Below are 19,771 nucleotides of genomic sequence, written 5' to 3' on the forward strand. Positions count from 1 at the left end.
AGGGTGTGGCGCCCTGGATACACCCCGAGGGTTCGGCCCCCACAGTTCGCGAGCCCGTACGCCGTCGCAGTGAGGTCGTCACATGTCCCATGCCCCGTCTCCCGCAGGACCGTCGAACGGCACCCGGCCGGCCCCGGCCCCGGCCCACGAGGAGCGCGCGACCCCGCCGCCCGGCGGCCGGTCCGGCCGGGGCGGTGCCGCCCTGGTGACGGGCGCCTCCTCGGGCATCGGCGCGGCCGTGGCCCGCCGGCTGGCCGCCGACGGCGGCTGGCGGCTGGCGCTGAACGGCCGCGACGTCACCCGACTGGAGCAGGTGGCCGCCCAGTCCGGCGCGGTCGCGCTGCCCGGGGACCTCGCCCGGCCCGGCGCCGACCGCAGACTCGCCGGCCTCGCGCTGGACCACCTAGGACGGCTCGACCTGCTGGTCGCGGGCGCCGGCGTGGGGTGGGCCGGCGACTTCACCGGCATGCCCGACGCGCGCATCGACGAGATCGTGGGCGTCGACCTGCTGGCCACCGTGCGCCTGGTGCGCGCCCTGCTGCCCCCCATGGTCGCCGCCGGTACGGGCCGCGTCGTGCTCATCGGGTCCCTGGCCGGCAGCGTGGGAGTGCGCGGGGAGGCCGTCTACTCCGCGGCGAAGGCCGCCCTGGGCACCTTCGCCGACTCCCTGCGCTACGAACTGCGCGGCACCGGGGTCGGCGTCAGCCACGTCGTCCCCGGCGTGGTCGACACCCCCTTCTTCGACCGGCGGGGCATCCCCTACACCCGGTCCTGGCCCCGGCCGGTGCCCGCCGAGCGGGTCGCGGACGCGGTCTGCGCCGCCGTACGGCACGGCCGGGACGAGGTGTACGTCCCCGGGTGGCTCCGACTGCCCGTACTGGTGCGCGGTGCCGCGCCCGGACTCTACCGGCGGCTCGCCGCCCGCTTCGGGTGAGCGCCCATGACCGCGATCACGGTGCTGCTCGCCCTGCTCGCGGCCCTGGCCAACGCGTCCGCCTCGGTGCTCCAGCGCCGGGCCGCCGTACAGGAGACGGACCAGGGCGGCGGGCCCGGGCTGTCCATCCTGCGCCGGATCCCCCAGCTGCTGCGCCGCCGCAGCTGGCTGGCCGGCGCCGGCATGCTGCTGCTGTCCAGCCTGCTGCAGGCGGGGGCACTGGCCACCGGCAGCCTGTCCCTGGTCCAGCCCCTGCTCGCCGCCGAGCTGCTGTTCACCCTGGCCGTCGGCAGCGTCGTCTTCCGGCGCCGCCCCGACGCCCGGACCTGGCTGGCGTTCGTCGCCCTGGCCGGCGGGCTGGCCCTGTTCCTGCTGGCCGCCGCGCCGACGGCCGGCCGGGACATCGCCCGGCCCGGGGCCTGGCTGCTGGGCGGCGGCGGAGTGCTCGGCGCCGTCGTGCTGCTCTGGCTGGCCGCCCGTCCGGTCCGGGGCGCCTCCCGGGCCATGCTGCTCGGCCTGGCCTCGGCGCTGTGCTTCGCCACCACGGCGGCGCTGCTGAAGGAGGCCGTGGGCCGGCTGGCGGTCGGGCCCGCGGCGATGTTCGGACACTGGTCGCTGTACGCCACGGGGGCCGCCGGTCTGGTCGCCTTCGTGCTCCTCCAGGGCGCGCTCGCCGCCGGACCGCTCACGGCCTCCCAGCCCGCCCTCACCCTCGGCGACGCGCTCGGCAGCGTCATCCTCGGCTGGGTGCTGTTCGCCGAGACGATCCAGCTGGGGCTGCGCATGCTGCCGGAGGCGGCCGGTGTCGCCCTGATCGGCGCGGGCAGCATCGGCCTCGCCCGCGCCCCGTCCGTCGGCGGGGAGTGGGACACCGGCGGCCCGGCGGCGGCCCCCGGCTCCCCCACCGCTCTGCCCCGCACACCGAGGAGGTAGGTCCACCGATGTTCCCCGTGTCCGGACGCTCCTGGCGGACGGCCGCCGCCCTGCTGCCGGCCGCCGCCGCGGCCCACATCGTCCCGGCGGCCACCTGGCTGCCGGGGCTGCGGCCGCTGCTCTTCCCCGGCCTCGCCGGCACCGGCCATGTCCGGCACATCGCGCTCACCTTCGACGACGGGCCCGATCCGGAGTCGACCCCGCGGTTCCTCGACGTGCTGGACCGGCTCGGGGCGCGGGCCACCTTCTTCGTGGTCGGCGAGCACGCGGTGCGCCATCCCGGGCTGGTGCGCGAGACCGTGCGGCGCGGGCACGAGCTCGGGGTGCACGGCTGGCGTCACGACCGGCCCTGGCGGCCCGCGTTCGCCCGCGACGCCGAGGAGGTGGCCCGGACCGTCCGGGTCGTCCACGACCTCACCGGCCGGCGCCCGCGCTGGTACCGCCCGCCGTACGGCATCCTCACCACCAGCCGCTGGCTGGCCGCCCGGCGGGCCGGGCTGCGTACGGTGCTGTGGTCGGCGTGGGGCAGGGACTGGACGGCCGACGCCACGCCCGGGTCCGTGCGGGCCCGGGTCGCCGCGGACCTGCGCGGCGGCGGCACCGTGCTGCTGCACGACGCCGACCGGTACTCGGCGCCCGGCTGCTGGCACGCCGCGCTCGGCGCCCTCCCGGCCATCGTGGAGGACTGCCGGGAGGCGGGCCTGACGGTGGGCCCCCTCCACGACCACGGCACGGCCCCGGCCCCGCCCGCACCCCGGACCGCCGTACCGGAGCCCGTGGCCGGGGGGTGATCGTGGCGGCGCGGCGGCGGGGAGTCGTACCGGCGGGGGCGGCCTCGCGTGTGCCGTGGTGCCGGGGCGGTGCCGGCGCGGGCGCCCGCCAGGCGGGCCGGCGGGGGCTCCGCCGTACGGGGGCGTGGGCGCGTGGCCGGGGCGTGGCCGCGGGCCCGGCGGGTGCGGGTGTGGTGGGTGTGCGGGGCGTGACTCCGGGGCCGATGGGTGCGGGTGTGGTGGGTGTGCGGGAGGTCCGGTGTTCCTTCGCCGGCCGGGGGGCCGGTGTCCTGTCGGCGGGGCGGGGGCCCGGCGAGCCCTGCACGGCGCCGCGGGGGTGCGCGGCACCGCCCGGCTCACAGGTCCGACAGGCCCTCCAGCGCGTCCCCCCGGAACAGCGCGTGCCCCCGGGCCACCCGGGCGGCGCGCTCCGGGGTGCCCTCCCCGAGGGCGTCCAGGGCCGTCAGGAGCGCGGGGCCGTCCGGGGCGAGGGCGCACAGGCCGAGGTCGGCCATCCGGTGTACGCCCTCCGCGCCGTGGCCGGGCAGCGGTCGGTGGGCGACCACCGGCAGGCCCGCGGCGAGCGCCTGTACGGCCGTCTGACCGGCCGCGTTGTCCACCAGGGCGTACCCCGCCGCCAGCAGCCCGGGCATGTCGTCGACCCAGCTCAGGGCCAGCGCGGCCGGCTCCCGGGACATCCGGGCGTACAGCCGCTCGTTGCGGCCGCACAGCACCACCGGCAGCCAGCCGGCCGCCGCCAGCAGCCGGGCGGTGGCGGCCGGCCGCGACGCGGCGCCCCACGCGCCGGCGGACAGCAGCACCGGGGGCCGGCCGGGCGCCCGCGCGGCGAACCGCTCCCGCCACCGCGCCGCGCCCAGGGCCGGGCCGCGGAAGGCGGGCGCCACCACCGGCCCGGTGGTGACCACGGACGCGGCGAGCGCCCGGCGCACCTGCGCCGCCGCCGTGTCCGTCAGGCACAGGTACCGGTCGTTGCCCGGGTGCAGCCACTGCCGGTGCACCGCGAAGTCCAGCAGGAACACGGCGCTCGGCACCCGCAGCGCCCCCTGGGCCCGCAGATGCCCGGTGAGCTGCGCGGCCAGATGGAAGACGGACACCACCACGTCCGCGCGCAGCCCCTCCACCAGGTCGGTCAGCCGGTCGCCGGCGAGCCGGGCCAGCGGTACCCCGCTGGGCCGCGGCCCGTCGCCCTCGCGCAGGAACGCGCCGTAGATCCCGGCGTACACCCAGGGCAGGTGGCGCACCGACGCCTGATAGCCGCGGCGCAGCCCGGTGCCCAGGCCGTACGGCAGCAGCCGCAGCACGTCGACCACCCGCGCCCGCCCGCCCCGGGCCTCGGTCCGGCGCGCGAGTTCGGCGGCCACGGTGTCGTGACCGGCTCCCATGCTCGCGCTGACGATCAGCGTCCGCCGCCGGCCGTCCGGCGTCTCGTGGTCGGTGCTCCGCACGGATTGACGTTTCTCCGCCGCGGCGGCGCCCAAACCGGCCGCCGGCCGGCCGGGTCACCCGTGCGTACCACCCCGCCGTGCCGGTGCCCGCCCCGCGGCTGCGAGCAGCCCGGCACGTGCCGGGCCGGGGGCATCGGTACGACGGCGGGTCGGCGGCGAGCACGGGAGGAGCCGTGAGGCGGTGGCGGCGCGGCCTGCACCGCGCGTGGCGGTGGCTGCGGATCCGGGCCCTCTTCGAGCACGGGCGGGAACTGGAGCTGATGCACCGGGCCATGGGGTTCGCCACCCTGGCCCTGGTGACGCTGGCGCCGCTGCTGATCGTGGTCGCCGCGGCCGACCCCCTGGTGCGCGGCGGCTTCGCCTCCTGGCTCACCGACGGCATGGGCCTGTCCGGCCGGTCCGCGCACGCGGTCACGGACGTCATCAGCCCGCCGCGCAAGGTCATCGGCACCACCAGCGTCCTCAGCGGCGTCCTGCTCGCCGTCTTCGGCGTGGCCTTCGGCGCCAGCGTGCAGAACGCCTACGAAAGGATCTGGGGCCTGGCGTCCGGCCCCTGGCACCGGGTGTGGCGGCAGGCGACCTGGCTGGTGGTGCTGACCGCGTACCTCTACCAGGAGGCGGCGACGAAGACGGCACTGCACGGCGGGCAGCGGATCACCCTGTCGACGGTGAGCGGCGCGCTGTTCTTCTGGTGGGGACAACGCTTCCTGCTGGGCGGCCAGGTCCGCTGGCGGGCGCTGCTGCCGGGCGCGCTGGCCACCGTCGTCGGCCTGATCGGCCTGCGGGCCTTCTCCCACCTCGTCTTCACCCCGCTCATCGTCACCAACGCCCTCAGCTACGGCGCCGTCGGCACCGTCCTCGTCGTGGAGTCCTGGCTCATCGGCGTCGGATTCGTCATCTACGGCGGTGCCCTGTTCGGCCGCTGGTTCACCGAGCACCACTGGATGCCCTCCCACCACGAGCCGGAGTGGACGGACGGGACCGACGAGCGGGACGCTCCCTAGGCGAGCTGCCGGCGCACCAGCTCGTGCAGCCGGCCCCCGGTGTCGGCGAGAAGTTCGGCCGGGCTGCCCTGCTGGACGATCCTGCCCTCCTCCATCACGATCACCCGGTCGGCGTCCAGGACGGTCGACAGCCGGTGGGCGATCACGATCCGGGTGGCGTTCAGCTTGCGGGTGCTGTCGATGACGACGCGCTGGGTGTCGTTGTCCAGGGCGCTGGTCGCCTCGTCGAGGAACAGGATCCGCGGGCGCCGGATCAGGGCCTGGGCGATCATCAGGCGCTGCCGCTGCCCACCGGAGATCGCGCCGTTGCCCGCCACGATGGTGTGCAGCCCCATCGGCATCCGCTGGATGTCCTCCGCGAGGCCCGCCAGCTCGGCCGCCGCCATCACCTCCTCCGGTGTGTACGGCTCCGCGCCGCAGATGACGTCCATGATCGAGCCGGAGAACGGCTGCGCGTGCTGGAGCACCACCCCGCACTGCCGGCGGACCGCCGACTGGTCCAGCGCCGCCAGGTCCTGGCCGTCGTACAGCACGCTGCCGGAGACCGGCCGGTCGAAGCCGATGAGCAGCCGCAGCAGCGTGGACTTGCCGCAGCCGCTCGGGCCGACGACCGCCACGAACTCGCCCGGCCGGACGGCGAAGGACACGTCGTCCAGGACCAGCGGGCCGTCGTCGGCGTACCGGAAGGACAGCCGGCGCGCCTCCAGCGCGCCCGACAGCGGCCCCGGACGGGTGCTCGCCGCCCGGACCTCGGGCCTGGCCTCCAGTACCGGCTTGATCTCCTCGAACAGCGGCAGCGCCGCCACCGACGACACGAACGCGCCGGTCAGCTGGGTGACCGAGGTCAGCAGCATGGTCACCGAGGTGTTGAAGGTCAGGAAGTCCGCCGCCGACATCGCGCCCTTGGCCGGGCCCGCCAGCAGCATGAACATCAGCAGGGTGCACACGGGGAGGTAGACCGCGCCCAGGACGGTGGTCAGGTTCTTGATCCGGCCCACCCGCTGCTGGAGTTCCCGGCCGCGCGCGAACTCGCGGGCCCAGGCCGCGTAGGCGTAGTTCTCGGCCGCCGCCACCCGCAGCTTGGGCAGCCCGCGCAGGGTCTGGAACGCCTGGTTGTTGAGCTTGTTGCCGAGCACCACCAGCCGTCGCTGCCAGCGCACCTGCCACAGGCCGAGCCCCGCGAACACCGCCGCGACGACGACCAGCATCCCGACCGCCGCGAGCGCCATCGGCACGCTGTACCACAGCAGCAGCCCCAGGTTCATCGCGCCGACCGTCACCGACTGGGCGACGACCGGGCCGACGCCCGCCAGCAGCCGGCGGATCGCGCTGATGCCCATCGCCGCACTGGCCAGCTCACCGGTCGACCGCCGGGTGAAGAACCGGGTGGGCAGGCGCAGCAGCCTGTCCCACACGGCCGGTTGCAGCGCCGCCTCGATCCGGCCCTCCAGACGCAGGATGGACAGGTTCTCCAGCAGGGTGAACGCCGCCGCGACCACCCCGCTCACCATCACCGCCAGGCACACCCGGACGATCAGGCCCTCCTCGGCCCTCGGCACGTACTCGCCGAGCACCTTGCCGGTCGCGATCGGCACCAGGGTGCCGATGGCCACCGTCACCAGGCCCGCGAGCAGCAGGTTGAGCAGATCGCCGCGGGTCCCGCGGAGGCTGAACCGCAGCAGCCCGAGCGGGGAGAGCGGCTTGTCGGGCAGCGGCCGGTAGAACATCACCGCCCGCGGCTCGAACTCCCCGGCGTTGTCCTTCCCGACCGGTGTCTCACGGCCGGTGCCCGGGTGCACGGCGACATAGCCGCCGCGCCGCCACAGCAGTGCCACCGGGGCGCCGGACAGCGCCCGGTGGCCGACCAGCGGGCCCGCGTTCTCCCGCCACCAGCGCCCCTCCAGGCGGACCGCGCGGGTGCGCACCCGGGAGGCCAGCGCGACCCGCTCCACCGGATCCAGCCGCTCGCTCGCGGTGCCGCTCCGCCCGGGCTCGGCGAGCGCGATCCCGGCCGCCCCGGCGACGAGCTCGCAGGCCGCGTAGGTGGCGTCCGCGTCGGCGGCCGTCGGGTGGCGGGCCGAGCGCTTGCCGATCGCGGCCAGCAGCGTCCGGTCGGCCTGCGCGCGCACCGCCTCGCCGGCCCTGATCCCGGCGGCGGTCCGCGACTCGTGCGCCTGCTCCAGCTGCTCGATCCACCGGTCCAGCGCGGTCAGCAGCCGGTACTGCTGGTCCACCATGCTCTGCCACAGCGCCGGGTCCATCAGCAGATCCGCCGCGGCCTCCGCGCCGTACAGCGAGCCGTACTGCACACTGCCCGGCGGCACCTGCATCCAGAACACGTCGTCGTCGGCGGGCGCGGCGGCGCGTTCGTCCGCCAGCGGCGCCTGGAAGAGGACCGACAGGCCCCGGCCGACGCCGAGCGCGACCGCGTACTCCAGCGGGCTGGAGGCCGGCGGCACGTACTGCGGGGTGCCGTACTCGTCGTAGGACCAGCTCTGGGTGGCGGCCGGCTGGTACAGCTCGCGCAGGCCGACGCGGTGCACCACACAGTCCCGGACCGGACGGGCCACCAGGGTGTGCCGGGGCCCGGCGACCGGGCCGAGCAGCAGCGTGCCCGCCTCCAGCCGGCCCAGGTGGTGCCAGTGGCCCTGCTGGGCGGCGTCCACCGCGAACAGGTCCAGCGCGCCGGCCGCGACCAGCCACACCACCTGCGGGCCTTCCAGGTCCAGGCGGCCGAGGCCGGCGCAGTCCAGCCGGGTGCCCAGCGACCCGAGCGCCCCGAGGACGAGGTCGCCTTCCTGCACGGACGTCATCTCACCGCTCCCTGACCAGCGCCGCGTACGCACCGCCGCGCGCCACCAGCTCCTCGTGCCGCCCGCGCTCCACGACCGTGCCGTGCTCCAGGACGACGATCTCGTCACTGTCGCGGACCGTGCTCAGCCGGTGCGCGATCACCACACAGGCGCAGCCGCGCCGGCGCAGGTTGTCCATCACCACCAGCTCGGTCTCCGCGTCCAGCGCGCTGGTCACCTCGTCCAGCACCAGGATGCTCGGCCGGCGCACCAGCGCCCGCGCGATCTCCAGGCGCTGGCGCTGCCCGCCGGAGAAGTTCCGGCCGTCCTGCTCGACCCGGCTGTGGATGCCGCCGGGCCGGCGCATCACCACGTCGTACAGCGCCGCGTCCTTCAGCGCCTCCACCACCGCCTCGTCGGGGATCGACGGATCCCACAGGGCCACGTTGTCGCGGACCGACCCCTCGAACAGGAAGACGTCCTGGTCGACGAAGGAGACCGAGGCGGCGAGCGCGCCGCGCGGGATGTCCTCCAGCCGGCGGCCGTCGATGCGGATCACCCCGTCCCACGGCGTGTACAGGCCCGAGATCAGCCGGGAGACCGTGGACTTGCCGCTCCCCGATCCGCCGACCAGCGCCACCTGCTGCCCGGGACCCACGGTCAGGTCGAAGCCGGTCAGCAGCGGCTTGTCGAGCGGGCTGTAGCCGAAGGTGATGTTCTCCAGCTCGACATGGCCGTGCAGCCGCCGGGCCGAGTCGCCGTCCGGGCGGGCGTAGAGCGGGTCGGTCCGGAAGTTCTCCACGTCCTTCAGCCGGGCCACGTCGGCCGCGAAGTCCTGGATGCGGCCCGCCACGCCGTTGAGCCGGGTCAGCGGCGCGGTGAAGCGGGCGACCAGCGCCTGGAAGGCGACCAGCAGGCCGACCGAGATGTGCCCCTCCACCGCGCGCAGTCCGCCGATCCACAGGATGAGCGCGCTGTTGAAGGTGGCGAGCGTCGGCGCGACCACGCCCAGCCAGGCGCTCGGCACGCCGAGCCGCTGCTGCTCCTCCAGCGTGGTGGCGTGCTGCCCGGCCCACTTGCGGAAGTAGCCGTCCTCACCGCCGGTCGCCTTCAGCGTCTCGATCAGCTGCAGGCCGGTGTACGAGGTGGTGGTGAGCCGAGCGGTGTCCGCGCGCAGCTTCGCCGTGCGGGTCGCGCGCAGCCGTACGACCAGCCGCATGGCCACCACGTTCAGCAGGGCCACGGCGATGCCCACGAAGGTCAGCTGGGGGTCGTAGGTGTACAGCAGGACCGCGTAGAGCACGACCACGATCGCGTCCACGCCGGCCGCCGCGAGGTCGCGGGCCAGGGTCTCGGCGACCTGGTCGTTGGACTGCAGGCGCTGCACCAGGTCGGCGGGGGAGCGCTGGGCGAAGAACGTCACCGGCAGCCGCAGCAGATGGCGCAGGAAACGGGCGCTGGAGAGGGTGGAGGAGATGATCCGGCCGTGCAGCAGGTTGGCCTGCTGGAGCCAGGTCAGCACCAGGGTGAGCAGCACACAGACGGCCATCGAGGTGAACAGCACGCCCAGCAGCGAGGTCTGCCCGCCGATGAGGAACGTGTCGATGTAGGTGCGGCTGAGCGCGGGGACGGCCGCGCCGACCGCCACCAGCAGCAGGCTGGCCAGCACCGCCGCCGGGAGGGTGCCGGCGGTGCCGCGCAGCCGGGCCGGCATCGCGCCGAGCACCCCGGAGCGGCGCCCGCCCCGGGTGAAGCCCTCGCCGGGCTCCAGCACCAGTACGACGCCGGTGAAGCTGCCGTCGAACTCCTCCATGGGCACGAAACGGCGGCCCTTGGCGGGGTCGTTGACGTACACCCCGCGTCGGCCGAGGCGGCGCCCCATGCCGTCGTAGACGACGTAGTGGTTGAACTCCCAGAACAGGATGGCCGGGGCCCGCACCTCGGCGAGGGCGGCCAGGTCCATCTGCATGCCCTTGGCGGTCAGGCCGTAACTCCGCGCCGCCTTCAGCAGGTTGGAGGCGCGGGAGCCGTCGCGGGAGACACCGCAGGCGATGCGCAGCTCCTCCAGTGGGACGTGCCGGCCGTAGTGGGCGAGGACCATCGCGAGGGAGGCGGCACCGCACTCGACGGCCTCCATCTGCAACACGGTGGGCGTACGGACCCTGCCGGTACGGGACTTGGGGGCCGGCCGCCTGGCGGGGGCCGCCCGTCTGCGGCCACGGGTTTCCTGGGCGGTGGTCACGGGAGCAGCCAATCGACGGGACGCTGGTCGGCGAGGTGGACGGAGCCGGTGGCGAGGGTCATGGACTCCAGCCGGAACGGCGGGCCGCCGGCGCTGGACCAGCGGTAACCGCTCTTGGTGGAGGGCGACTCGGCGAGTTCCACCAGGACGGCGACCGGGCGGCCCTTACGGGTGAACTGCTCGCCGAGCTGGCTGTCGCCGAGGAACGCGGCGATCGACCGGGCGGACTGCGTGTTGCGGTCCACCGACTTCACCGTGCCGCGCAGCACACCGTACCGCTGTGCCGGGACCGAGGAGACGGTCAGGTCGACGGAGGCGTGCGCCGGGATGGCGGCGGCGTTCTCGGCGGGCACGTACACGGTCGCGTACAGCGGGTCGGAGGGGTGGGCGACCTTCTCGACGGCGGCGACGTCGGTGCCGGTCTGGATGATCTGCCCGATCGACGCGGCGAGCGTGGTGACGCGGCCGGCGGCGACGGTCCGTACGACGGTCTCGCCTTGCTCCGTACGGACCTTCAGGACGGGCGCGTGCGCGGGCAGCCGTTCGCCCTGCCGGGCGAGGACGGCCGTGACCTGTCCGGCCACCGGGCTCTGGAGCAGGTAACTGCCCTGCCCGTGGGTGAGGATGGCGGGCGCGCTCACCGTGGAGGCGACCGAGCCGGTCACCGCCCACACGGAGGCGGCGGCCATGACGACGACGGTGACGCCGAGCGCGAGCCAGCCCTGCGGACGGGCCAGCCGCACCGGGAGGTCCAGTTCCTCCGGTGACTGGAGCTTGGCGAGGGCCTGTTGGCGGAACTGCACGGAACTTCCCTCACCTGTGGGGCAGACGCATCGGGTGACGCATGGGGTGGCACATCCGGTAGGGGGTGACACCTCCGGTTCGGAACGTCCGAGAGTCCCGGAGCCGGGAAACGGCTCCGGGACTTCGGTGGCACCGGGGTGCGGTCAGAGGCCGGCGACCAGGCCGTTGACCGGGGCGGTGTTCAGGCCGGTGACACCCTCGACGGTGCCGACGACCGTGTTGACCAGACCGGTCACGCCGGGGGCGATCTCGTTCACGGTGCCCAGGGTGCTGTTGAGGGTGTTCACGGACAGACCGCCGGAGACGTTGTCCAGCTCGGCGTCCGAGATCTCGACGGTCTCGACCTGGGGGGTGGAGTTCATGATGGAACTTCCCTTCATATGGATGACTTCACAAGGGGGGAGCGGCCCCCTCTGGGGACAGACGGACGGCCGCGACCGCGGGCGCCGGGCACCCGGCTCCGGGGAGCCCGCCGGTCCCCCGCGGTGCGATGGATCAAAGCACGCGCGCGGCGCGCGCTTCCAATCAACCAGGGCTCTCACCTGCGCACTTGGCTCCCGACGGGGCTCTTTGGTGCAGGCGTGCGCACGTCGTGTCGGCGACTCCTTCACATGCGGCACGGCATCGCCGCGACGGGCGTCTTGCGTGCCGGAACGCGAATCCGGCACTCCTCGCCAAAGGCGTGCCGTGGACCGCGCGGTTGTGCAGAACCCCTGGGGCCGGTGAGGCGCCTGGGTAACCGATGTGCAGATTCCCTGAAGGGGGGATTCCACTTGGCGTTGACAGCTGATCGTTACCGGCTAATAGCTGTCCGTAATTGACCGCCGGCGGCTGTGGGCGGTCATTGGCGGTCGCCTTCCCGGACCGGCCGGTCGGCCCCGGCGGTGAAGGGGGATTGAACACACCGCGCCGCCGGTGCGTACCTACGGCCATCCAGGCGCCGCGATACCCGCCCAGGTCCGCACGGCCCGCGAGCGGCAAGTTCCCCGTCCCGGGAGGTCGAGAAGGTTGAGTCACAAGCGAATGCCCCGGCGCAAGGCCGCGATGGCGGCGGGCGGTGTCGCGGCACTCGGCGCGGCGGCGTTCCTGCTGCCCCACGCCAACGCCTCCCAGGACGCGGGGGACGACGGCCGGGCGTCGGGCACCACCGGCACCACGAGGACCCTGCGGGCCACGGACGCCCCGGACCTCGACGCCCGGTTGCGGAAGATCCTCGGCGACGCCTTCGCCGGCTCCTACTACGACAGCGGCCGGCAGCAGCTCGTCGTCAACGTGGTCGGCGGCGACGACAACGTCATCGTCCAGGCGAAGAAGGCCGGCGCGGTCGTCCGCCAGGTGGCCCACAGCGCCGCCGAACTCAAATCCGCCGCACGGACCCTGAAGGCCGAGGCGACCATCCCGGGCACCTCCTGGGCCGTCGACCCGCGCACCAACAAGGTCCTCGTCACCGCCGACTCCACCGTGACGGGCGCCGAGTGGGCCCGACTGCGGTCCGCCGTGCGCGGCCTCGGCCCCGGCATGGCGACCCTGGACAAGACCACCGGCACCTTCAAGACGTTCGCCTCGGGCGGCGACGCCGTCTTCTCCCAGGCCCAGGGCGGCAGCGTGCGCTGCTCCCTCGGCTTCAACGTCACCGCCGCCGACGGCCGCCCCGCCTTTCTGACGGCCGGTCACTGCGGGGTGGCCGCCCGGAAGTGGTCCGACGCGGCGGCCGGCGAGCCGATGGCCACCGTCGACCAGGCCACCTTCCCCGGCGCGGGCGACTTCTCCCTCGTCACGTACGACGACCCGGGTACCCCGGCGCCCGGCGAGGTCGACGCCGGCGACGGCCGGACCGTGCCCATCCGCCGGGCCGCCGAAGCCACCGCAGGCCAGGCCGTGTTCCGGATGGGCTCCACCACCGGGCTGCACGGCGGCCGGGTGACCGGGCTCGACGCCACCGTCAACTTCCAGAGCGAGACCGACCCGGACGGCGTCGACACCGTCACCGGCCTGATCCGGACGGACGTGTGTGCCGAGCCCGGCGACAGCGGCGGGCCCCTGTTCACCCAGGACGGCAGCGCCCTCGGCCTCACCTCCGGCGGCAGCGGTGACTGCACCGGCGGCGGCGAGACCTTCTTCCAGCCGGTCACCACCGCCCTCCAGGCCACGGGGGCATCCCTGGGTGACGGAGGGGAGGGCGACCAGGCGGGGGCCGGTGGTGACCCGAGCGAGGGGGGCGGTGGCTCCTCGGTGCCCTCCCATGCCTCCGGTTCCGGCGGGGCGGACGACGGATCGTCGTCCCTCACCGGCACGCGCTGAGCGGACCGGCGCCCCTTGGGACTCCCCGGCCGGCCCCCCTCGGTTCCAGCCGGCGGGGAGCGGTCCGGCCCTCCTCCGGGAGGGCCGGACCAGGGCGGCGGGGGTTGGGGGCCGGGGCTTGGGGGCTCGGCGGGAGGGCACGGGCCGGGGCGGCCGGGGGCGGGGCGGGCGCCGGTGGTGTCGCGGTCCGTACCGGGGCCGGCGGCCGGGGGCCGGGGGCCGGGAGGGTTCAGTCGGTGTCGCGGGCGCGGAGCAGTAGGACCGCCACGTCGTCCACCCGTTCCCGTGCCGCCGCGCTGTGCCGGAGCACCTCGTCCGCCAGGCTCTCCAGCGGCTGGTCGCCGGCATCCGAGAGCAGCCCGCCGAGGTCCGCCAGCGCGTCCTCGATGTCGACGCCGCGGGACTCCACCAGCCCGTCGGTGTACAGGACGAGGACCGAGCCTGGGGCCAGGGACACCTCGGTCGTGGGGTACGCGGCCGAGGCGTCGACGCCGAGCAGCGGGCCTCCGGCCAGGTCCAGCACCCGTACCTTCCCGTCCGGCCGGCGCAGCAGCGGCGGCGGATGGCCCGCCCGCGCCATCACGGCCCGCCCGTTCGCCGGGTCCAGCCGCAGATACAGACAGCTGGCGAACAGCTCGGCGCCGAGATCGATCAGCAGCCGGTTGGTGCTGCTGATCACCTCGTGCGGCGCCTGCCCCACCGTGGTGTACGCTCGGACGCCGGTGCGGATCTGTCCCATCAGACCCGCCGCGGTCACGTTGTGCCCCTGCACGTCCCCGATCACCGCCGCCGCCAGCGGCCGGGCCGGCACCAGGTCGTAGAAGTCGCCGCCGATCTCCATGCCGTGGGTGGCGGGCAGATAGCGGGCCGCCGCCTCGATGCCGGGCAGCGGCGCCAGCGAGTGCGGCAGCAGCGCCTGCTGGAGGCCGTGCGCCAGGCTGTGTTTCGCGTCGTAGAGCCGGGCCCGCTCCAGGGCCTGCGCGATCAGCCCGCCGAGCGAGGTCAGCACCGCCCGCTCGTCGGCCGGGAACACACGCGGTTCGGCATACGCCAGTACGCAGGTGCCCACCGGCCGGCCGGACGCGATCAGCGGCAGATACGCCCAGGCCGCGAAGCCGTCCGGGGTCTCGTGCCGGCTCGGATACAGCCGCTCCAGGTGCGCCCGGGAGTCGAAGAACGCCGGCACCCCGGTGCTGAGCGCCTGCGTGCCCGGGGTCCGCTCGGCCAGCGGCAGCCCCTCGAACCGCTCCACGATGTGCGGGTCCCGGTAGCCGCGGTGCCCGAGCACATGCAGCCGCCCGCCCTGCGAGCCGAGGATCGCCATCGCCTGGCTGCCGACGGCGGGGGCCACCTCGTCCCAGACCAGCTGCACCACGTCCCGCACGCCCACCGCCTCGGTCAGCGCGCCCGCCAGGCTCAGTACCTGGGAGATCGTCACCAGCCGGGACGGCCCCGGACCAGCCTGCCGGGCCCCGTGCGGGGCCTCCGTCACCGAGTGGGCCCGGCTGACGCGCACGCTCAGCCCGGTCGTGCTCGGGTACAGCCGGAACCACAGCCAGTCCCCGGGCGGGCGCAGCGCCACGAACGACGCCATCTGCTGGCTGAGCAGCGCCGCCCGGTAGCGGTCCTCGTACATCGGTTCGTTCAGCCAGGGCACCGACGCCCACAGCGGTGTGCCGAGCAGGTCCCCGGCGGGCCGGCCGAGCAGCTCGGCGGCGGCCGGGTTCACAAAGCCGATCCGGCCGTGCAGATCCAGCGAGATCAGGCCGTACGGCAGCCGGGACACCAGTCGGGCCGCCTCGACCAAGCCCAGCGTCTCCGCCACCGTCGCGGCTCCGGCCACCGAGGACGCCTGCGCGTCCTCCCCCGGGCCGGACGTCCGGTGCCGCGGCGCCGACCGTTCCAGCCGCAGCGCCAGCCGCTCGCAGGCCGCCCGCAGATGGTCGCGTTCGGCGTCGGACAGTTCCGGCGGATGCCCGCCGGGCCAGGTCACGAACACCGCGCCGTACACCTGCCGCTCCGTCGCCACGGGCAGCGCGGCCAGCGCGAACGGATACGGCAGCACCACCGCGATGCGCGGATAGGAGCGGGCCATGTCGTCCTCGCCGCCCACCCAGACCAGCCGCCGTTCGCGCACCGCGTCCGCCACCGGCAGCGGGGCGCTCAGCCCGACCCGCTCCCATGGCGCCGCGAACGCCCGGGGCATGCCCGCGTGCACCGCCATCTCCAGGACCGGTTCGTCGGGGCTCAGCAGATACACCGCGCCGGAGTGCGCGTGGACCTCGTGCATCATCGACACCAGGGCAAGCGACAGCACCGGCTGGGCGGCCGTCGCCCCGTCGGCCGCGGGTGCCGGTTCCGGCGCCGGCCCGTCGGACACGCCGACCACCTCCTCCGGTCGCGCGCCGCGTCCAGGGCACAAGACTCCCTCGGGGCGGCGCCCGGCGCACGGCGAGCGCTCCCGGCGCCCGGACGCGGCCGGCTCCGCCCACCGCGCCGGCCGCTTCCACGAGGGGCGGCGCCGTCGGGAAAGGGGCGCGCGGCCGGCCGGTGTCGAGGGGCCCGGCGCGGTGGGGCGCGGCTCGGTGGGGCGTGCGCGTCGGAATGGGGCGCGCGGCCGGGCAGGCGGTGCGCGAGTGGTGTACGGGTGTCCTCCGCGCGCCCCCTTGTCACGCCACCATGGCCGAAAACGTGCGCTGAGGAAGGGACGGACGTGTTCCGGGTCCCCGAGGGGGCCGGTACCGGGTCGTGGCAGCGCGGTCGGCCCGGGAGGACCGCCGGAGAGCCGGGTCCGCCCCACGGCGCGTCGGGCCGTCGTCCGGGCCGGACGGCCCGGCGTGTCCCATGGCCGAATCGTCACGCCAGATCAGGCAAGGTTCGGCCAACCCGTCGTACTGGCCGGTAAGCGCCGGTCGGGGTGTTCCGGGCGGCGAACGACGTCCCACACGCGTCCCTTCGGCATCTTTTTTCCCGTGGCCGGTTTGCGGGTGAGGCGCCGGGGCACACGCGGTGGCGGCCATCCGGCCGCCGTGCCCTCCCGCGTGAAGAGCCCGGTGGAGCGGGCCGGACAATGACGCAAAAGCACCTGCTCGGTACTCTCCGTTCAACTTCAGGGGGTTGCTTGCGGGTGACGCACCGTGAAGACTGTGGCCGAGTTCCCTCGAAACGAAGGTGTCCCGGGGTGTGCACCATGCCCATCGTGGGGTGGCAGGCGCTCATCACGGGATGACGGACGCCGAGAACGCGTCATCTCGCACCTCGTTTCGAACGGCCGGGGCTGGGGGCCCCGCTGTCCGTACAGGAGCCGGGAGGGTCCCGCGTCATCGCCGCGCGGGAGGTATCGCCGAGGGGATGGGTTATGTCGGATTGGTGCGCCACACCACCGGGCTCGCCGCGGGGCCGTGGCCGGCCGCGCGGCCGCCGTGTCCTGTACCGCACGTGTCGAGGGACATAGGCCCACCCCCGCGTCCCGCGGACGGCGACCGACCGTCCCGCCGCACACCGCCAAGGCCGCGCGGACCACGCGCCGCCCCGGTCCGATGTCCGGAAAAGCGTCGGCACAGCCGTGTCCGGAACCGTTCGCGGAGCCGGCCGGCCCGGCGCCCCGAAGGCCTTGGTGTGCGTGAACTCCTCCATGCCCGCACGCCGGCCGCTAGCAAGGAGACAAGGTGATCAGCAAGCAACCGACGGGCCAACGGCCCCTGTTGGAGGAGTTGCCCGACCGCTGGCGGGGCTTACGCGAGGCCGGGCCGGTGCGGTACGACGAGACACAGGGCGTCTGGCAGGTGCTGGACCACGCGTCGGTCGCCACCGTGCTCGCCGACCCGGCGACGTACTCCTCGGACCTGTCCGCGCTCACCCCCGCCCAGCCCGACTTCGAGACCTTCCGGCAGGGCAACTTCGTCGGCATGGACCCGCCGCGGCACCGCACCCTCCGCACCCTGGTGAGCCAGGCGTTCACCCCCCGGGTCGTCCAGGGACTCGGACCCCGGATCGAGGCCGTCTGCGCCCGGCTGCTGGACACCGTCGCCGACCGCGACCGGTTCGACCTGGTCGACACGCTGGCCTACCCGCTGCCGATCATCGTCATCGCCGAACTGCTCGGCATCCCGGCCGGCGAGCACCGGCTCTTCCAGGAGTGGGCGGGCGTCCTGTTCGGCGGCGACCAGCTCGGCGAGGCGCCCGACATGGCCGACCTGGAGCGGGCGCTGCAAGCCATCGCCCCCACGGTGCGCGAGATGAACGGCTACATGCTGGAGCACATCCGCGCCCGCCGCGCCGACCCCGGCGACGACCTCACCAGCAGACTCATCGCCGCCGAGGCGGACGGCGTGCGCCTGCGGGACGAGGAGATGGTCGGCTTCGTGGCGCTGCTGCTGGTCGCCGGGCACATCACCACCACCGCGCTGCTCGGCAACGCCGTCGTCGCCTTCGACCGCCACCCCGGCACGGACGCCGCGCTGCGCGCCGACCCCGCGCGCATCCCGGCCGCCGTCGAGGAGATGCTGCGCTGGCTGCCGCCCTTCCCGGAGCTGGGCCGCCGGGTCACCCGGCCCGTGGTCCTCGCCGGCCACGACCTCCCGGCGGACACCTTGCTGATGGCCCATCTGGGCGCCGCCAACCGGGACCCCGCCCGGTTCGCCGATCCCGATGTCTTCGACGTGACCCGGAGTCCCAATCCCCATCTGACCTTCGGGCACGGCATCCACTTCTGTTTCGGCGCACCCCTGGCCCGGCTGGAGGCACGGATCGCCCTGCGTATGTTGCATGAACGATTCCGCATGCTGGCGATCCCCTCCTACGAGGACATCGCCTATCAGAACCCGGCCGTCATCGTCGGCGTACGACACCTGCCCGTCGAGGTCGGCAGACCCTAGTCCCGGCGCGTGCAGCGCCCTCCGGCCGGCCCCCGCACCGCTCGTCACGGGCCGGACCGGCACGCCCGCACCAAAGACCCAGCCAACGGAGTCCCCTTCTCATGCCGTACACCATCCCCGCCGCTCCGGCCGCCTCCCGGGCACCGTCCCCGTTATCCCGGGAGTCGCGGAAACCGCACCGGGAGTTGCAGGACCGTCTCGACGTCCTCGCCGAAACCCACCGGGTGCCCGGAGCCCAACTGGCCCTGGACACCGGCACGGAGCTGATCACCGTGCACACCGGCACGGCCGACGTCACGACCGGCAGCCCCTTTACCGCCGACACCGCCGTCCCGCTGGGCTCGCTCACCAAACCCTTCACCGCCGCGCTCGTACTGCTCCTGGCCGACGACGGCGACCTCGACCTGGACGAACCCGCCGCCGATCAGCTCCCCGAACTGGCCGCGATACCCGAGGTGACGATACGTCACCTACTGACCCACACCGGCGGGTTGCCCACCGGGCCCGATTCGGATACCGCCGCGACGACCACCGCCGCCCGCTATCTCGCGGCCGTCTGCACCGACAGCGACCTGCTGTTCGCGCCCGGCACCGACTTCTCCTACTCCAACGCCGGCTATGTCGCCGCCGGACGGCTGGTGGAGACGGTCACCGGCATGCCGTGGCCCGATGCGGTCCGGGCGCTGCTCCTCGAACCCCTCGGCATCCGGCCCGCGTTCACCGGCGACGCCTCGCCCCCCCGCCCCGTGGCCGCCGGGCACGCCGTCAACACCGCGACCGGGCAGGCCCGCCCGGCCCGGCAGAACCTGGCACCGCTGGAGGCGCCGGCCGGCGCGCTGCTCGCGAGCGCCCTGGACCTGGCCGCGTTCGGCAACGCGCTCACCGGCCGCTCGGACCTGCTGCCGCCCGCCGTCGCCAAGGAGATGCGCCGGCCCGAGAGCGCCGCCCGCCCCGGCACGCTGGCCGACGGCTGGGGTGCGGGACTGGCCCTGTACCGGCGGGACGGCCGGGTCTGGTGCGGCCACGACGGCAACGCCCAGGGCACGTCCTGCCATCTGCGGGCGGACCCGGAGAGCGGGGTCGTGGTCGCCTTCACGGGCAACTCCGCGTCCGCGACCGCGCTGTGGCGGGACCTCGCCGAGGAGGTGTCCCGGATCACCGGCATCCCGGTGCCGGCCGGCGTACACCCCGTGGAGCGGGGGCGGCCCGTCGACCTGCCCGGCTGCGCGGGCACGTACCGCAACGGCACGACGACCTACCGCGTCGCGCCCGGCCCCGACGGCGCGCCGGCCCTCTCCGTGGACGGGGACCTGCCCCTGCCGCTGGTCTGTTACGCCGACCTGTCCTGCGATCTGCGCGATCCGGCCACCGGGCGGCTCGAACCCGGCGGACGATTCCACCGCGATCCGGCCACCGGCCGGGTCGACCGGGTACAGATCTCCGGACGCACGGCGCGTCGGACCGACGACGACTGAGGCGGGACGCCGTCGGTACCGGGTCGGTGCCGGTATCGGTGCCGTGCCGTGCCGGTTCGGGCCTGCTCCGGGACTGATGCCGTGCCGGTTTCGGCTCCGGTTGCGGCTCCGGTTCTGGTTCTGGTTCCGGTTCCGGTGCGAGTCTCGCTTGGGTTCCGGATTCGGTTCCGGTT

General features: G+C 74.9%; 13 protein-coding genes. 7 read left to right on the forward strand and 6 right to left on the reverse strand.

Annotated elements, in window-relative coordinates; all coding sequences use genetic code 11:
* The first annotated feature begins 82 nt into the window (after nucleotides 1–82).
* Genes ABD350_RS16360 through ABD350_RS16370 form a run of 3 tightly spaced genes read left to right on the forward strand, consistent with a single transcriptional unit; the run spans nucleotide 83 to nucleotide 2,658 of the window.
* Nucleotides 83–934, forward strand: a complete 852-nt coding sequence (locus ABD350_RS16360) for an SDR family NAD(P)-dependent oxidoreductase (protein WP_344348833.1) — start codon at nucleotides 83–85, stop codon at nucleotides 932–934.
* A gap of 6 nt (nucleotides 935–940) precedes the next feature.
* On the forward strand, nucleotides 941–1,867 hold the full coding sequence (locus ABD350_RS16365) for a DMT family transporter (protein ID WP_344348834.1): 927 nt from the start codon (nucleotides 941–943) through the stop codon (nucleotides 1,865–1,867).
* 8 nt (nucleotides 1,868–1,875) lie between these two features.
* Entirely contained in the window at nucleotides 1,876–2,658 is a 783-nt protein-coding gene (locus ABD350_RS16370; protein ID WP_344348835.1) for a polysaccharide deacetylase family protein, read from the forward strand.
* A gap of 335 nt (nucleotides 2,659–2,993) precedes the next feature.
* Here the strand turns inward: ABD350_RS16370 and ABD350_RS16375 are convergent, their stop codons facing one another.
* Nucleotides 2,994–4,040: an MGDG synthase family glycosyltransferase gene (locus tag ABD350_RS16375; protein WP_344348921.1), complete on the reverse strand. Its 1,047-nt coding sequence runs from the start codon at nucleotides 4,038–4,040 to the stop codon at nucleotides 2,994–2,996.
* 236 nt (nucleotides 4,041–4,276) lie between these two features.
* On the opposite strand from ABD350_RS16375, the gene ABD350_RS16380 reads away from it, so the two are divergent.
* Nucleotides 4,277–5,107, forward strand: coding sequence for a ribonuclease BN (locus ABD350_RS16380; protein ID WP_382466775.1), 831 nt, complete (start codon nucleotides 4,277–4,279; stop codon nucleotides 5,105–5,107).
* Here ABD350_RS16380 and ABD350_RS16385 read toward each other — a convergent pair.
* The 4 genes from ABD350_RS16385 to ABD350_RS16400 all read right to left on the reverse strand — a co-directional run bounded on the left by ABD350_RS16385 (nucleotide 5,104) and on the right by ABD350_RS16400 (nucleotide 11,307).
* Nucleotides 5,104–7,920, reverse strand: a complete 2,817-nt coding sequence (locus tag ABD350_RS16385) for an NHLP bacteriocin export ABC transporter permease/ATPase subunit (RefSeq protein WP_344348836.1) — start codon at nucleotides 7,918–7,920, stop codon at nucleotides 5,104–5,106. The genes ABD350_RS16380 and ABD350_RS16385 overlap by 4 nt on opposite strands.
* A gap of 1 nt (nucleotide 7,921) precedes the next feature.
* The gene (locus tag ABD350_RS16390) at nucleotides 7,922–10,141 is read right to left on the reverse strand and encodes an NHLP family bacteriocin export ABC transporter peptidase/permease/ATPase subunit (protein ID WP_344348837.1); all 2,220 of its coding nucleotides are present in this window, start codon (nucleotides 10,139–10,141) and stop codon (nucleotides 7,922–7,924) included.
* The gene (locus tag ABD350_RS16395; RefSeq protein WP_344348838.1) at nucleotides 10,138–10,944 is read right to left on the reverse strand and encodes an HlyD family efflux transporter periplasmic adaptor subunit; all 807 of its coding nucleotides are present in this window, start codon (nucleotides 10,942–10,944) and stop codon (nucleotides 10,138–10,140) included. The genes ABD350_RS16390 and ABD350_RS16395 overlap by 4 nt, the downstream gene beginning before the upstream one ends.
* Before the next feature lie 144 nt (nucleotides 10,945–11,088).
* On the reverse strand, nucleotides 11,089–11,307 hold the full coding sequence (locus tag ABD350_RS16400) for a type A2 lantipeptide (RefSeq protein WP_318199951.1): 219 nt from the start codon (nucleotides 11,305–11,307) through the stop codon (nucleotides 11,089–11,091).
* A gap of 646 nt (nucleotides 11,308–11,953) precedes the next feature.
* Between ABD350_RS16400 and ABD350_RS16405 the strand changes: the two genes are divergently transcribed.
* On the forward strand, nucleotides 11,954–13,246 hold the full coding sequence (locus ABD350_RS16405) for a S1 family peptidase (protein WP_344348839.1): 1,293 nt from the start codon (nucleotides 11,954–11,956) through the stop codon (nucleotides 13,244–13,246).
* Between the two features lie 229 nt (nucleotides 13,247–13,475).
* Here the strand turns inward: ABD350_RS16405 and ABD350_RS16410 are convergent, their stop codons facing one another.
* Nucleotides 13,476–15,626, reverse strand: a complete 2,151-nt coding sequence (locus ABD350_RS16410) for a SpoIIE family protein phosphatase (RefSeq protein WP_344348840.1) — start codon at nucleotides 15,624–15,626, stop codon at nucleotides 13,476–13,478.
* 1,288 nt (nucleotides 15,627–16,914) lie between these two features.
* Here ABD350_RS16410 and ABD350_RS16415 point away from each other — a divergent pair.
* A complete protein-coding gene (locus ABD350_RS16415; protein WP_344348841.1) occupies nucleotides 16,915–18,123 on the forward strand; it encodes a cytochrome P450 in 1,209 nt (402 codons plus the stop codon).
* 101 nt (nucleotides 18,124–18,224) lie between these two features.
* Entirely contained in the window at nucleotides 18,225–19,598 is a 1,374-nt protein-coding gene (locus tag ABD350_RS16420) for a serine hydrolase domain-containing protein (protein WP_344348842.1), read from the forward strand.
* Nucleotides 19,599–19,771: the final 173 nt, after the last annotated feature.

The sequence above is a fragment of the Streptomyces nogalater genome (assembly GCF_039532885.1).
GTDB lineage: Bacteria > Actinomycetota > Actinomycetes > Streptomycetales > Streptomycetaceae > Streptomyces > Streptomyces nogalater.